The organism is Nocardia sp. CDC160 (assembly GCF_035818795.1).
Taxonomy (GTDB): Bacteria; Actinomycetota; Actinomycetes; order Mycobacteriales; family Mycobacteriaceae; genus Nocardia.
The window spans coordinates 720,418-734,972 of the sequence record NZ_JAYKYT010000001.1; the positions used below are offsets into that span (position 1 = coordinate 720,418).

13 protein-coding genes are annotated in these 14,555 nt (G+C 68.5%); 4 read left to right on the plus strand and 9 right to left on the minus strand.

The features are described 5' to 3' along the window. Window positions 1-295: 295 nt before the first annotated feature. Window positions 296-1,861 carry an amidophosphoribosyltransferase gene (gene purF / locus VMT40_RS03100; protein ID WP_326309806.1) on the minus strand — a complete coding sequence of 522 codons (1,566 nt, stop codon included), beginning with the start codon at window positions 1,859-1,861 and terminating at the stop codon, window positions 296-298. Between the two features lie 113 nt (window positions 1,862-1,974). On the opposite strand from purF, the gene VMT40_RS03105 reads away from it, so the two are divergent. Further along, on the plus strand, window positions 1,975-3,330 hold the full coding sequence (locus tag VMT40_RS03105; RefSeq protein WP_442789891.1) for a YhgE/Pip domain-containing protein: 1,356 nt from the start codon (window positions 1,975-1,977) through the stop codon (window positions 3,328-3,330). Window positions 3,331-3,369: 39 nt separating this feature from the next. On the opposite strand, the gene VMT40_RS03110 is transcribed toward VMT40_RS03105, so the two are convergent. Genes VMT40_RS03110 through VMT40_RS03120 form a run of 3 tightly spaced genes read right to left on the minus strand, consistent with a single transcriptional unit; the run spans window position 3,370 to window position 6,197 of the window. Next, window positions 3,370-3,756 carry a sterol carrier family protein gene (locus VMT40_RS03110; protein ID WP_326356441.1) on the minus strand — a complete coding sequence of 129 codons (387 nt, stop codon included), beginning with the start codon at window positions 3,754-3,756 and terminating at the stop codon, window positions 3,370-3,372. Window positions 3,757-3,765: 9 nt separating this feature from the next. Beyond that, a complete protein-coding gene (locus VMT40_RS03115) occupies window positions 3,766-4,392 on the minus strand; it encodes a CPBP family intramembrane glutamic endopeptidase (RefSeq protein ID WP_326356442.1) in 627 nt (208 codons plus the stop codon). A 2-nt stretch (window positions 4,393-4,394) separates the two neighbouring features. Further along, the gene (locus tag VMT40_RS03120) at window positions 4,395-6,197 is read right to left on the minus strand and encodes an alpha/beta hydrolase (RefSeq protein WP_326356443.1); all 1,803 of its coding nucleotides are present in this window, start codon (window positions 6,195-6,197) and stop codon (window positions 4,395-4,397) included. A gap of 77 nt (window positions 6,198-6,274) precedes the next feature. Here VMT40_RS03120 and VMT40_RS03125 point away from each other — a divergent pair, with 77 nt between their 5' ends. After that, complete coding sequence (locus tag VMT40_RS03125) at window positions 6,275-6,562, plus strand: YiaA/YiaB family inner membrane protein (RefSeq protein ID WP_326356444.1); 288 nt, start codon at window positions 6,275-6,277, stop codon at window positions 6,560-6,562. 133 nt (window positions 6,563-6,695) lie between these two features. Here VMT40_RS03125 and purL read toward each other — a convergent pair whose 3' ends face one another. Beyond that, complete coding sequence (gene purL / locus VMT40_RS03130) at window positions 6,696-8,990, minus strand: phosphoribosylformylglycinamidine synthase subunit PurL (protein ID WP_326356445.1); 2,295 nt, start codon at window positions 8,988-8,990, stop codon at window positions 6,696-6,698. A gap of 348 nt (window positions 8,991-9,338) precedes the next feature. On the opposite strand from purL, the gene VMT40_RS03135 reads away from it, so the two are divergent. After that, entirely contained in the window at window positions 9,339-10,547 is a 1,209-nt protein-coding gene (locus tag VMT40_RS03135) for a glycosyltransferase 87 family protein (protein ID WP_326356446.1), read from the plus strand. Here VMT40_RS03135 and VMT40_RS03140 read toward each other — a convergent pair. Further along, window positions 10,544-11,863 (minus strand): M18 family aminopeptidase, encoded by a 1,320-nt coding sequence (locus VMT40_RS03140; RefSeq protein ID WP_326356447.1) that lies wholly within the window; start codon window positions 11,861-11,863, stop codon window positions 10,544-10,546. The two genes, VMT40_RS03135 and VMT40_RS03140, sit on opposite strands and share 4 nt — an antisense overlap. Window positions 11,864-11,930: 67 nt before the next feature. Then, window positions 11,931-12,368: a MarR family winged helix-turn-helix transcriptional regulator gene (locus VMT40_RS03145; RefSeq protein WP_326356448.1), complete on the minus strand. Its 438-nt coding sequence runs from the start codon at window positions 12,366-12,368 to the stop codon at window positions 11,931-11,933. 47 nt (window positions 12,369-12,415) lie between these two features. Between VMT40_RS03145 and VMT40_RS03150 the strand changes: the two genes are divergently transcribed. Continuing rightward, window positions 12,416-13,483, plus strand: a complete 1,068-nt coding sequence (locus VMT40_RS03150; RefSeq protein ID WP_326356449.1) for a substrate-binding domain-containing protein — start codon at window positions 12,416-12,418, stop codon at window positions 13,481-13,483. On the opposite strand, the gene purQ is transcribed toward VMT40_RS03150, so the two are convergent. Together purQ and purS are read right to left on the minus strand one after the other, a co-directional pair. Continuing rightward, complete coding sequence (gene purQ, locus VMT40_RS03155; protein WP_326356450.1) at window positions 13,484-14,161, minus strand: phosphoribosylformylglycinamidine synthase subunit PurQ; 678 nt, start codon at window positions 14,159-14,161, stop codon at window positions 13,484-13,486. It abuts the gene before it with no gap. Continuing rightward, complete coding sequence (purS, locus tag VMT40_RS03160; RefSeq protein WP_326309817.1) at window positions 14,158-14,391, minus strand: phosphoribosylformylglycinamidine synthase subunit PurS; 234 nt, start codon at window positions 14,389-14,391, stop codon at window positions 14,158-14,160. The genes purQ and purS overlap by 4 nt, the downstream gene beginning before the upstream one ends. Window positions 14,392-14,555: the final 164 nt, after the last annotated feature.

Consider the following 14,555-nt stretch of genomic DNA (forward strand, 5'->3'; position numbering starts at 1 on the left):
GCCGCGCCGCGGTGGACATCCTTTGGCTGGGCACAGTATCGACCGGTTATAACCGCAGTGTTGCGTTTCTGGACAATCGGTACACAAGTTGCGACATCCGCGCGCACACGCCGATGTCTCAACTGCGCCACCGCAATTCCCCGGCACGCACGGGAAATGCGCGGCGCACGTGCGTGATCAGGGCGGACGCGCACGACCGCACCCGAAACGCAACGTGCCCGCCCACTTTTCGGTGGGCGGGCACGAAAACCGTTGTGTTACGGACGGCTCAGATGATCAAGGACGACCGAGCCGATCAAGGACGACTGAGCGCGGAGGCATTGGCGTTGTCCGCCAATAGCTCCGACTCGGTCGCACCGGTGAGCATGCCCTCGAGCACGTTCTTGCCGATGGCCGACTCGACCGGCAGCGCGATCGGGTACTCGCCGTCGAAGCAGGCGCAGCACAGCCGTGAGCGCGGCTGCTCGGTGGCGGCGATCATGCCCTCGAGCGAGATGTAGCCGAGGCTGTCCGCGCCGATGGAGCGGCGCACACCCTCCACCATGTCGTCGAGGCTCTCGCCCGCGATGCCGTCGGGGCCCGCGCCATTGGCGATCAGCTCCGCGCGCGAGGCGAAGTCGATGCCGTAGAAGCAGGGCCACTTGACCGGCGGCGAGGCGATGCGCACGTGGATCTCCAGCGCGCCCGCCTCGCGCAGCATGCGAATCAACGCGCGCTGGGTGTTGCCGCGCACGATGGAGTCGTCCACCACGATGAGCCGCTTGCCGCGGATGACCTCGCGAAGCGGGTTGAGCTTCAAGCGGATTCCGAGCTGGCGGATGGTCTGGCTGGGCTGGATGAAGGTGCGGCCCACGTAGGCGTTCTTCATCAGGCCCTGGCCGTAGGGCACGCCGGAGCCCTGGGCGTAGCCCACGGCGGCCGGGGTGCCGGACTCCGGCACCGGGATGACCAGGTCGGCCTCGATGGGATGCTCGGCGGCCAGGCGGCGGCCGATGTCCACGCGGGTGGCGTGCACCGAGCGGCCGGAGATGGTGGAGTCGGGCCGGGCCAGGTAGACGTATTCGAAGACGCAGCCCTTGGGGGTCGGGTTGGCGAAGCGCAGCGAACGCACTCCGTCGGCGTCGATGGCCAGCAGTTCGCCGGGCTCGATCTCGCGCACGAACGACGCGCCCACGATGTCCAGGGCCGCGGTCTCGCTGGCAACCACCCAGCCGCGATCCAGGCGGCCCAGACATAGTGGGCGCACGCCGTGCGGATCGCGTGCGGCATAGAGGGTGTGCTCGTCCATGAAGGTGAGGCAGAAGGCCCCGCGCAGCGTCGGCAGCAGCTCCATGGCGGCCTGCTCGATGCTCTTGTCGGCGGCCGCGTGCGCGAGTAGCGCGGTGATCACGTCGGAGTCGGAGGTGGCGGCCATGGTGCCCGCCAGGCGGCCGGTGACCAGGCCGAGTTCCCGTGCCCGCGTGCTCAGTTCGGCGGTGTTGACCAGATTTCCGTTGTGCCCCAACGCGAGTCCGGTACCGACCGCGGTGGTGCGGAAGATGGGCTGGGCGTTCTCCCAGGTGGTGGAGCCGGTGGTGGAGTAGCGGCAGTGGCCGACGGCGACGTGGCCGGGCATGGCGGCCAGGGTCTGCTCGTCGAAGACCTGGCTCACCAGGCCGAGATCCTTGAAGACCAGCACCTGCGAGCCGTCGGCGACGGCGATGCCGGCCGCCTCCTGACCGCGGTGCTGTAGTGCGTAGAGTCCGTAGTACGTGAGCTTGGCCACATCTTCGCCCGGGGCCCAGACACCGAACACACCGCACTCTTCGCGCGGTTCGTTCTCGTCGTGGTCGGAGGTGGTGGCGGCGGAGGGGAGAGTCACCGTTTGCTCCCTGTTCGGCGGGCGGGGGCCGTCAGCCATTCTACGGGTAACCGCAAGGCAACCCACCGTTGGGATAACCGGGATGGCAGGCGGTTTGCTGTTAGCGTTCGCTCGTGACGAGCACCGACACCGATGGCAGCCCGGAACCCGCCCCGCCACGTCGGCACCTGAGCCCGCTGCGGTGGGCCTTCCCCATCGTCGTCGTCACGCTGCTGGCCTCGCTGCTGGGCGTGATGTACCTCGACTACGTGGTCGATCCGGAGAAGAACCTGCACGACTTCCCGATCGCCCTGGTCAATCAGGACGTCGGCGACGATATCGGCGGCAAGCACGTCAACTTCGGGGATCAGGTTTCCGAGGGGCTGCAGAAAGCGGTGCCGTCGGACAAGATCGATCTGCGGGTGCTCGGCATCAACGAGGCGCAGCTGCAGATGCAGTCGGCGCGGGTGTACGGCACCATCATCATTCCCAGCGACTTCTCCAAGCGGCTGGGCATTCTCGGTGTCGGCTCGGTGGTGCCCGGCGACATCACCAAGCCGGTGCTGACCCTGCAGACCAATCCGCGCACCGGCGCGTTCGCGACCGCGGTGGTGCAGAAGTTCGGTGAGCAAGCTCTCACCCAGGTCAATACCCAAGTCGGACAGCAGCTCACCGAGCAGGTGAAGGCGCAGCTGACGCCGCCGCCCGGCGCGCCACCCACCGAGTTGTCGGCGGCGACCCGGCTGGTGCTGGCCCAGCCGCTGAACATCGTGGTCGACCAATTCCGGCCGCTGCCCGGTGGCTCCGGGGAGGGGCTGACCGCCTTCTTCTACAGCCTGCTGCTCCTGCTGATCGGCATGGTCGGGGCGATGATCATCCACCAGCTCATCGACTCGGCGCTGGGCTTCCTGCCGACCGAATGGGGCCCCTGGTACGTGCACTATCCGCGGGCGTCCATCTCGCGGGTGAAGACCCTGCTCATCAAGTGGTCGGCGGTGGTGGTCATGGCGCTGGCGGTCTCGGGTGCGCTGGAAGGCATCGCCGCGATCCTGGGCATGCCGCTGGACAAACCGCTGCTGCTGTTCATCTACGGCGCCTTCGCCATCATTGCCGTCGGCTTCACCTGCACCTCGATGCTCGCGGCGGTCGGCACCTCCGGGTTGATCATCAACCTGATCATCTTCGTCATCCTGGGCCTGCCGTCCTCGGGCGGCACCATCCCGATCGAGGCGACACCCAAGTACTTCGGCTGGCTGGCCAGGTTCGAGCCCATGCACCAGGTCTTCCTGGGCATCCGCTCGATCCTCTACTTCAACGGCAACGGCCAGGCGGGTCTGACCCGTGGCGTCTGGATGGCCGTGCTGGGGTTGGCCATCGGCGTGGTCGGCGGCTTGTTCATCACCCGCTTCTATGACCGGAAGGGCTTGGAGCGCAAGCCCGTGAACCTCGATTCCGGCTCCGGCAAGCACGCCAAGCCCGCCGACGCCTGACTCAGCGGGAAAGCACCGGGCTCACAGCGACATCCCGGCTCACAGGGGCACGACCGGCAGCCACCGGGCGACCTCGCCCGCGCGGCTGCCGGAGGCGCTCAGCGCGCCGCCGTCCACCGCGTCGGCGAACTCGAGCAGGCCGGTGGCCAGCAACAGCCATGTGCGCGCATCGGTTTCGACCACGTTCGGCGGCGTCCCGCGGGTATGCCGCGGGCCCTCGATGCACTGCACGGCCACGAACGGCGGTACCCGTACCTCCACCGAATGCCCCGGCGCATCGGCCGCCAGCGCCCGCGCCGTCCCCCGCACCGCCGCCGCGATCTCGGTCCGCGCGGGCTGCGACACGGTCTCGTCCCGCAGCCACTCCCCCACCGCGGCCACCGCCGCCCGCACCTCCGCCGGATCCACCGCACCTCGTCGCGCCATGCCGCGAGGCTACCGCCGACCCCCGACGAGACGGCGGGCCAGGCGGGGCGCGAGCGCACCCCCGGCATTGAGGGCCAGGTGCAGCAGGGCCGGGGCGGTGGCGCTGCCGGTGTGGCGACGCAAACGGTCGAAGAGCAGGCCCGCGCCGGTGGTGAGGGCGACGGTGGCGGCAATGGGATCGGCTGCGGCGCGGGCGGGTTGGATGTGGGACAGACCGAAGGCGAACGCGCCCAGCGCCGTTCCCGCACCGCCCGCGGTCCGCTCGAGCAGCGGGGTCAGCGTCGAGCGGTAGACGAGTTCCTCGGTGAGGACCGTGCCGCCCGGAATGTGCAGGGCGGTCCATTCGACGGTGTGCACGGCCGGGCCGCGATCGTCGAGTCCGGCCAGGTGGCGGCGGGTGGCCGGAATCGCCAGGGCCGCCGCGTATCCGGACAGCACCAGTCCGGCCGCGAGCGCACCGGCGCGGAATCCGCGCGGCGACAACCAGTTCGGCGTCCCGCGAAACGCGAGCGCGTAGGCGACGGCGAAGGCGGTATTGGCGGCGGTGCGGCCCCGGATATCCAGCTCGAGCGCGGGCAGGACGCGATTGCTCCACAGCGGTGGAAGGACCGCCGCCACCAGTGGTTTCAGGTGCACGGCTACTTCACCGCGCGTTCGTAGGCTTCGGCGAGTTCGATTTGGGTGCGAATGCGTTCGGCCTGGTCCTGGTCCCAGTCCGGCGGGGCGGCAATGGCGGCCCAGCCGTCGAGCACCAGGGAGCCGTAGCGGTGGCCATGGCCGTCACTGACGCCCTGGGCATTGGTCAGATCCGCGACCACCTGCCAGAACGTGACGAAGGGCCACCACCGCATTTGCGAGGAGACATCCGCGCCGCGCGGTTCGGACAGCCAATCCGGTTGGGAGAAGATGAGATCCGAGGACCACCAGACAATGGGGTCCGAGGGATGCTGCAGGTAGGCGATGCGCGGCTTGCGCCAATCCGGCGAGGGCCGGTTCAAATCGGCCGCGGTGGCGGCGAATCGAACCACCAGGCCGTCGGCGTAGATGGGATCCACCTCGCGGGTGCCCGGATCGCGGCGCTGAACGAACTGCTGCCACAGCCGATTCGAGTTGGGCGGGCCGACCCAGAGCGCGCCGTCCACCTTGGAGCGCAGGTCGGCCAGGCCGTCGAAGGCCGCTTCGGAGCCCTGCGAGCCCAGACTCTCCCCGTACACCAGCAGTTTCGGGCGATGGTCCGGCGGCCGCAGCGACCAGTGCCGATACACCGCGTCGAACATGGTGCGGCCGTTGACCGCCACCTTCTGCCGGTCGGCCAGGAACGACAGCACGCTGGGCAGATACGAGTACTGCGAGGCCACGATGGCGGTGTCGCCGCCCCACATGTATTCGATGGCCGCCGCGGCCTCCCCGTTCACCCAGCCGGTGCCGGTGGTGGTGGCCAGCACCAGCACCTTGCGGTCGAAGGCCCCGGTGCGTTCGAGTTCGGCGACGGCCAGGTCCTCCTCGGTGAGGTCCTTGGTCGCCGATTGCAGTCCCACGTACACCCGGATCGGTTCGCGCGCGGGCTTTCCGGTGGCGGCGCTGATCAGCAGGGGGTCGGGTCCGTGCGAGACGAACCAGCGCCCCTCCGAGCCGAGGGTCTCCCATTTCGCCAGGGACGCCGGGCTGCCCGAGCGTTCGGGCTTGGTGGGCTGCACGGCGTACTGGGTCATCTTGTCGTTGCGCACGCTGAACGCCGAGTTGGCGACCGCGAAGAAGGCGCGGGTGGCGACGCCGTTGAACAGCGTCACGATGAGCACGGTCAGCAGCAGGGCCCCGGTGGCGGGCGCGAGGGCGGGCGGCACCCGCACCCAGCGGCTGAGCAGCCGCGCCAGCAGGCGCACCGCCGTCCGCAGGGTCCGGTACACCGCGACGACCAGTGCGCCGACCGCGAAACTCAGCCCGCCCGTGCGCAAATAGGCCGCACGGGTGGTGCCCTCCATGCCCATGAGCGTGGTGATCTCGCGCTGCCAGTCGGCCGACAGCACCAGCATGCGGGCCGCCACCAGCACGCAGGCGATCACCACCACGACCTTGACCAGATACCGCACGCCTTCCGACGGCGTCTCGAGCTTGATGCGCGGCCGAATCCACTTGCGGAACAACCACTGCAGCACACAGCCCACGCCGTAGCCGATGGCGGCATTGATGCCGGAGATCAGCCCTTGGAACAACCAGTCGCGCGGCACCAGCGACGGCGTCACCGACCAGGCGAAGAAGATGGTCGCCACCACCAGGCCGGTGTGATTGAGATCGATGACGTCCTCGACCTTGCGCGCGAACACCGCCACCCTGCGACCCCAGCCGCGCCGGAACAGCTTCCGATACGCCACCGTGCCGCGCGCGTAGAGCACGGTGCCGCGGGTGCGCAACCGTGTCAGGGCGTCGGCGGTGTCCAGCACCCGTCAAGTATCTACCCACGTCACTCGAGTAGTTGTACTCGGTCGAACAATCATGGTCGCGGACAGACTCACAGACCATGAGCACACCGAGCGCACCGACCAAGAGCACCACCGCGTTTCTGGCTCAGGCCACGATCGCCTTCGGAATCAGCTTCTGCGCCTTGATCATCGGCATCGCCTACCTGCCCCTGGACATCTGGCAGCGCGGATTCCTGCTGATGGCAATGCTGTTCCTGGTGAGCAGCACCTTCACCCTCGCGAAAGTGATTCGCGATCAACACGAGTCCAGCAAGGTCACCCAACGAATCGACGAGGCCCGAATGGAAAAGCTCATGGCCGAGCACGATCCCTTCAAGATCAACTGAGCTGTCCCGCGCATGCGGAGACGACGAGAGCCCGCCGGAACGAGGGGAACCGGCGGGCTCTCAGTATGTCCACGGCACCGATACTCGAAAAGTTCAGTGCTCGAAGGCTTTATCTCTGTGCGCGGTAGCTATCTCAGTGTTCGAAGGTCCCGAACAGCGCGGGCAGCGTGCCCTCGTGGGCGGCGCGCAGATCGTCCAGCTTCACGCTGAACTGGCCCTGCACCTCGACCGAGTCCGAGCCGTCGTCGACCACGCCGATGCGCACCCACGGCAGGCCGCGGGCATCGCACATCTTGGTGAAGCGGGTCTCCTCCGAGCGCGGCACGGCCACCAGCACGCGGCCCGCCGACTCCGAGAACAGGGTGACGAACGGGTCCGCGCCCTCGGGAAGGATGATGCGGCAGGCGGTTTCACCGGCCAGCGCGGCCTCCACGACGGTCTGGATCAGGCCGCCCTCGGAGACGTCGTGGGCGGCGGAGACCATGCCGTCGCGCGAACCCGAGACGAGAATCTCGGAAATCAGCTGCTCGCGGGCGAAGTCGACCTTCGGGGGCAGGCCGCCGAGGTGGTCGTGCTCGACCTGCGCCCAGATGGAGCCGTCCAGCTCGTCGCGGGTCTCGCCGAGCAGGATGAGGCTCTCGCCGGGCTCGGTGCCCAGACCGGTCGGGATGCGGCGGTGCACATCGTCGATCACGCCGAGCACGCCGACCACCGGGGTGGGCAGGATGGCGGTCTGGCCGGTCTGGTTGTAGAAGGACACATTGCCGCCGGTGACCGGAATGCCCAGCGCCGCACAGCCGTCCGCGAGACCGCGCACGGCCTGCTGGAACTGCCACATGACGCCCGGATCCTCCGGCGAACCGAAGTTCAGGCAGTTGGTGACGGCCTTCGGGGTGGCGCCGGTGACCGCGACGTTTCGGAAGGCCTCGGCCAGCGCCAGCTGCGCGCCGGTGTAGGGATCCAGCTTGGTGTAGCGGCCCGAGGCGTCGGTGGCCAGCGCGATGCCGCGGCCGGTCTCCTCGTCGATGCGAATGACACCGGCGTCGGCGTTCTCGGCCAGCACGGTATTGCCGCGCACGTAGCGGTCGTACTGCTCGGTAATCCACTTGCGCGAGCACAGCTGCGGGCTGGCCAGCATCTTCAGCAGGGTGTCGCGCAGTTCCTCACCGGTCTTGGGCCGGTTCAGGCGCGCGGCCGAATCCGCGTTCAGCGCATCCTGATCCGCGGGCCGCTGCACCGGGCGCTCGTAGACCGGGCCCTGGTGGGCGACGGTGCGCGGCGGCACGTCCACCACGATCTCGTCGTGCCAGGTGATGACCAGGCGCTCGCCGTCGGTGACCTCGCCGATGACGGTGGCGGTGACATCCCACTTCTTGCAGACGGCCATGAAGGCGTCCACGTTCTCGGGGGTGACGACCGCGCACATGCGCTCCTGCGACTCGCTCGAAAGGATCTCGGCGGGAGTCATATTGGCGGCGCGCAGCGGCACCTTGTCCAGGTCGATGCGCATGCCGCCGTCGCCCGCGGCCGCGAGTTCGGAAGTGGCGCAGGACAGCCCGGCGCCGCCGAGGTCCTGGATGCCGACGACCAGTCCGGCGTGGTACAGCTCGAGACAGCACTCGATGAGCACCTTCTCGGCGAACGGGTCGCCGACCTGGACGCTCGGGAGCTTCTTACGGCCCGAACCGGATTCGTCGCCGGAGAAGGTGTCCGAGGCCAGCACGGACACGCCGCCGATGCCATCGAGGCCGGTGCGGGCGCCGAACAGAATGATCTTGTTGCCCTGGCCGGAGGCGAAGGCCAGGTGCAGATCCTCGACCCGCATGACGCCCGCGCACAGCGCGTTGACGAGCGGATTGCCCTGGTAGGACGGGTCGAACACGGTCTCGCCGCCGACATTGGGCAGGCCCAGCGAATTGCCGTAGCCGCCGACACCGCGCACCACGCCGTCGACCACGCGCCGGGTGTCCGGGTGGTCGGCCGCACCGAAACGCAGCTGGTCCATGACCGCGATCGGGCGCGCGCCCATGGCCATGATGTCGCGGACGATGCCGCCGACGCCGGTGGCCGCGCCCTGGTAGGGCTCCACATACGAGGGGTGGTTGTGCGATTCGACCTTGAAGGTCACTGCCCAGCCGTCGCCGATGTCCACCACGCCCGCGTTCTCGCCGATGCCCGCGAGCATGGACTTCTTCATCTCCTCGGTGGTGGTCTCACCGAAGTAGCGCAGGTGCACCTTGGAGGACTTGTAGGAGCAGTGCTCCGACCACATCACCGAGTACATGGCCAGTTCGGCGTCGGTGGGTCGGCGGCCCAGGATCTCCTTGATCCGCGCGTACTCGTCGTCCTTGAGGCCGAGTTCCTTGTAGGGCTGCGGGTGGTCCGAGGTGGCCGCGGCGTTGCTGACGGTATCGACGTGGCTGGTCACGGGAATACCAGAGTCCTTTCGGCCGGGCAGGTCACAAGCGATCGCCCGCGTTGCTGGATGTCGGCGAGATATACGATCGCGAGTCTAATTCCCAGCGATTTCAGCTCTTTACCCCGCCCATGGATGTGGTAGAGGCCACTTAGCTCGTATGCCGAAGCGACAACTGATTTGTCGCCGACCGGGGTAACTCCCCGGGTACCCCCAAAATCGGTTCGGCACCCAACCGGCGGCCCGCATGTGGGACTGGCCACGGCACCCCAGCCGTGCGCTAAAGGTTCGGGGAGGCGGGGGAGCTACTCTGTGGCGGTGAACGATCGATCCGGGGTCGCGGATCCGACCGAGAAACCTATGACCACTGCGCGCGGGCTGACCACACGGCAACGGCAACTGCTGTTGGTCGCGGTCGCCCTCTTCGCGGTGTCGGCGGTGATCAGCTATCTGACCAAGTGGCACGGGTACATCGATCTACGGGTGTATCGCAACGGTGCCCGGGCCTGGCTGGATGGCAAGGATCTGTACGGGCCGATGCCCGCGGTCTATGGGATCGGGCTGCCGTTCACGTATCCGCCGCTGGCCGCGCTGTTCTTCGCGCCGCTGGCGCTCATGCCGCTGGCCGTCGCCGAATGGGCGGTGCTCGTCGTGTCGGTCGCCTCGCTCGGGGTGACGCTGTGGCTGGTGCTGGATCGGTTGCGGCCGAGTCTGGCTTGGCCGACCCGGCTCGCGCTGGTCATCGGCGCGGTGGCGCTGACCCAGCTGCTCGAGCCGATTCGCGAGACCTACGGATTCGGTCAGATCAATCTGGTGCTGATGGCGGCGGTGGCGCTGGATTGCCTGGCGCGCAGGACATTCTGGCCGCGCGGCATGCTGATCGGCATCGCGGTGTCGGTGAAGCTGACGCCCGGCGGATATCTGCTCTACTTCCTGCTGCGCAAGGATTGGAAGGGCGCGATCACGGTGGTCGCCTCCACCATCGGTGCGGTGGCGGTGGGTTGGGCGCTGTTCCCGCATGATTCGCCGCAGTACTGGTTCCACACCCTGGCCGACACCGGCCGCATCGGGCCGCCCTGGTACGCGGGTAACCAGTCCATCAAGGGTTTCGTCTTCCGGCTCGGCTTCTCCACCTCGGTCGCGACGCTGCTGTGGCTGCTGCTGTCGGCGGCCGCCGTGGCCCTGGCCGCGGTGTGGATGAAACGCCTGCTGGACGTGGACGCGACGGTGGCCGCGCTGATGGTGAATGCCGCTGCGGTGCTGCTGGTTTCCCCGGTCTCCTGGTCGCACCACTGGGTGTGGATCGCGCCCGCGCTGCTGGTGGCCGCCGACGCCGTCGCCCGCGGCCGCCGCAACCCGTGGTTCCTGGGTGCGGTCGGGCTGGCCGTGGCCATGTTCGCCGTCGGCCCGATGTGGCTGCTCCCCCACAATGCCGATCGCGAGCTCACCTGGAACTGGTGGCAGCAGCTCCTCGGAAACAGCTACGTGCTCTTCACTTTCGCGGTCTTCGTGGTGGCAGCACTCACGTACCGACCGACGCCGACCGCCCCCGAATCGGCCGAGGCCTAGCGGGTCGCCTCCGGCGTCAGGAAGGCGGCCAGGGCCGCGGCGTAGGCGGGAACGTCTGCGGCGCCCATCATTTCGCGCGCCGAGTGCATGGCCAGCTGGGCCGCGCCGACATCCACGGTCGGCATGCCGGTGCGGGCCGCGGTCATCGGGCCGATGGTGGAACCGCACGGCAGATCGGCGCGGTGGACGTAGCGCTGCAACGGCACCTCGGCCTGGGCGGCGGCCAGGGCGAACGCACCCGCGCCGGTGGCATCGGTGGCGTAGCGCAGATTCTGATTGACCTTGAGCACCGGCCCGCCGTTCACCTCGATGCGGTGCGAGGGCTCGTGGCGCTCCGGGTAATTCGGATGCGTCGCGTGGGCCATGTCACCGGAGGCGCAGATGGAACCCGCCAGCGCCGCCAGGTATTCGGCGCGCCCGCCGCCGCGGGTCAGCACGATGCGCTCCAAAACCGTGGGCAGCAGCCCGGATTGGGCGCCGCGATCGGACTGGCTGCCGACCTCCTCGTGATCGAACATGGCCAGCACCGGCACCGCCGCACCGGGTTCGTTGATGGCCGCCAGGAAGGCGCGCAGCCCGGCGTAGCAGGTGCCCTGATTGTCGAGCCGGGGCGCGCTGATCAGATCCAGATCGCGCCCGATCAGCTTGGAGGGCACCAGATCATGGGTCATGAGCTCCCAGCCCAGCACCGCGTCCGGTTCGATGCCGGAGCGCTCGGCCAGGAAGGCCAGGAACGAGCGCGGCTCGCCGCCGATCCCCCACACCGCGTTCACGTGCCGCTGCGGATCCAATTGCACACCGCGCCGATCCTCGGACAGGTGGATGGCCAGCTGCGGCACCCGCAGAATCGGTTCGTCGATGCGAATCAGGCGCTCCCGCACCACATTTCCGTCGCGCAGCGAGATCCGCCCGGAAATGCCGAGGTCGCGGTCCAGCCACGAGTTCAGCCAGGCCCCGCCGTAGGGTTCCAGCCCCACCAGCTGCCAGCCCGCCGCGGCCAGATCCGGATGCTGCTTCACCCGCAGATTCGGGCTGTCGGTGTGCGCCCCGACCACCCGGAAGGGAGTGGCCTGCCCGCCGCGGAAGGCCGACGGCGTACCCGCACCCCCGTCGGCCCAGGCGACCAGCGAACCGCCGCGCACCACGTAGTACCGGCCCGCGCTACTGGACGGCCACGGCGCGGCCTCGGAAAGTCTGGTGAAGCCGTGATCGTCGAGTTCCGCTGCGACAGTGCGGCAGACGTGGAACGGCGACGGGGAGGCATCGATGAATTCACACAGTCCGGCGGCGGTCGCGGTGGTCTCGACAACTGGCATGCCGTCGATCCTAAGCAACCGTTATTCAGTTTCCGCTGAACAGGTCACCCTCAGCGGTACCGGTGTGTTACTCCGGGACCGGCACTTCGGCGATGCGCCCGAGCAGCCGCACCAGTTCCAGATAATCGTCGCTTCCGAGACTGCGGCGCATCTGCGCCTCGGCCCGCACCTCCTCGACCCGCACCTCCTCGACGAGTTCCTCGCCGCGTCGGCTCAGCCCGATGAGAATGCGGCGGCGATCGTCGGCGGCGGCCACCCGGAAGATGAGCCCGCGCTCGGCCAGATGGTCGGCGTGGCGGGTCGCCGAGGACGGCGGCAGCTGGGCCCGGGCGGCCAGCTCGCTCATGGTGATGCCGACGTCAGCGGACAGATTGGTGAGCATGCACCACTGGTCTGCGGTCAGTCGCCTGGCACACAGCGCGGCGTCCAGGTGACGAAGCCAACTCCGCTCGGCCGCTCGGAGGGCTCCATGCAAGGTGGAAAATCCACCTAGAATTGTCGCCATATTTCCCGCCCGTCAGAAAACCGCTTGAACGAGGGGAAGGTTAGCCCATGTCCCCGTTCGACGGGAATCCCGAGAACACCATCGAGATCATCAACATAGTTCCGCAGCAGGGTCCCGGCGGTATCTTCGCACCTTCCTGTGAGGCGGCCATTTCTCTGGCGTTGGAAGAAATCAACTCGGGTTCGGGAATTCTGGGAAGAGAATTGCGCGTCACCCACATTGACGGCGGCCGGGAACCGAACGTGGTGGCCGGGGAAGTCGCGGCGCTGGTGGCCACGGGCATGGTGCACGCGGTGACGGGCTGGCACACCTCGGCGGTGCGGCGGGCGGTCGAGCAGGTCACGGGCGGTCGGGTGCCGTATTTGTTCGCCACCGACCACGAGGGCCTGGACTACACCCCGGACGGGCTGTTCATGATCGGCGCGGACCCGAAACACCAGATCCTGCCCGCGCTGGACTGGCTGCACCGGTCCTTCGAGGCCACCCGGTGGGCCATTATCGGCAACGATTACGTGTGGCCGCGGCGCACCGCGCAGGCCGTGCGGGCGGCGCTGGCCGATCCGGCGGCCATCGCGCTGGAGATGTTCGTACCCATGAACACTCGCGACTTCCGCCCGTTTCTCGACGACCCGCGCCTGGACGCGGCCGACGGCATCATCGTGCTGCTGGTCGGCGCGGATGTCGCGCGCTTCAACCTGCAGTTCTCGCGCACCGGGCGGTCGGATCAGCAGGTGCGGGTGAGTCCGGCGGTGGATGAGAACGTGCTGCTCGCGGCGGGCGGCGGGGCCAACCACAATCTGTTCGTGCCGTCCGGCTTCTTCGTCAACGGCCCGCACGATCGGGACCGGCTGGACCGGTATCACAAGCTGCACGGCTGGTTCGCGCCCACGCTGACCAATTTCAGCAATACCAGCTACGAGGCCATCCACACCCTGCGCGGCATGGCGGAGTTGGCCGGATCCCTGGATGTGCGGCATCTTCAGCGCGCGCTCGCGGACCGGCCGATCATCGAAACCCCGTGGGGCGAGGTCGGATTCGAGGGCAATCAGGCGATCCGCCCGACCTGGCTGGCCAGGGCGGGCGGCGTCGACTTCGAGATCCTCGACGGGATCTAGTTACGCCGAGACGAGACTGTCGAGAACCGACAGGAACAGGCCGAGGCCGTCATCGCTCGGGCCGGTGAGCGGCTCGGTGGCGTGCTCGGGATGCGGCATGAGGCCGACGACCCGGCGATTGGCCGAGGTGATGCCCGCGATCTCGCGCTGCGAACCATTGGGGTTGCCGCCCGCGTAGCGGAACACCACGCGACCCTCGCCCTCGAGCTCGTCGAGCACCGCCTCGGAGGCCTGGTAGCGGCCCTCGGCGTTCTTGACCGGCACCAGGATCTGCGCGCCCTTCTCGTAGCGCGAGGTCCAGGCGGTGTCGGTCTGCTCGACGGTCAGCCACTGGTCGCGGCACACGAAGTGCAGGCCCTCGTTGCGGGTCAGCGCGCCCGGCAGCAGGCCCGCCTCGCACAGGATCTGGAAACCGTTGCAAATGCCCAGGATCGGCATGCCGCCCTCGGCCGCCTTGATGACCGAGCCCATGACGGGGGCCATGGCGGCGATGGCACCGGCGCGCAGGTAGTCGCCGTAGGAGAAGCCGCCCGGGACCACGACCGCGTCGACCTGCTTGAGGTCGGCGTCGGCGTGCCACAGCGAAACGGCTTCGGCCCCGGCCAGTTTCACCGCGCGGGCGGCGTCGACATCGTCGAGGGTGCCCGGGAAGGTGATGACACCGATGCGGGCGCTCACAGCCGGACGACCTTCCAGTCCTCGATGACCACATTGGCCAGCAGCGATTCGGCGATCTTCTCGAGATCGGCGTCGCTCACGCTGTCGTCCACCTCGAGCTCGAAACGCTTGCCCTGCCGCACATCCGAAACGCCCGGGTACCCGAGACGCCCCAGCGCACCGCCGATGGCCTGTCCCTGCGGATCCAGGATCTCGGCCTTCGGCATCACCTCGACCACGACACGTGCCACGCGTTGCTCCTCAGCTGGTGGGGCGGCACCCGGCTCTATGGCGGCCGGGTTGATTCGCTGCTCAGACTAGTTGGCGTGGGCCGCGGCCAATGCGCCGGGGCAAGGCGCATGTGGTCCCCGACACAGCGGAACCTCCAAGCTCGGCCGGAGTCCCGCGCCGCGGA

Coding starts and splice junctions, on each gene's coding strand:
- VMT40_RS03110 (WP_326356441.1), bottom strand. CDS start 3,756: ATGGCGCGACGAGGTGCGGTGGATCCGGCGGAGGTGCGGGCGGCGGTG.
- VMT40_RS03125 (WP_326356444.1), top strand. CDS start 6,275: ATGAGCACACCGAGCGCACCGACCAAGAGCACCACCGCGTTTCTGGCT.
- VMT40_RS03135 (WP_326356446.1), top strand. CDS start 9,339: ATGACCACTGCGCGCGGGCTGACCACACGGCAACGGCAACTGCTGTTG.
- VMT40_RS03140 (WP_326356447.1), bottom strand. CDS start 11,863: ATGCCAGTTGTCGAGACCACCGCGACCGCCGCCGGACTGTGTGAATTC.
- VMT40_RS03145 (WP_326356448.1), bottom strand. CDS start 12,368: ATGGCGACAATTCTAGGTGGATTTTCCACCTTGCATGGAGCCCTCCGA.
- VMT40_RS03150 (WP_326356449.1), top strand. CDS start 12,416: ATGTCCCCGTTCGACGGGAATCCCGAGAACACCATCGAGATCATCAAC.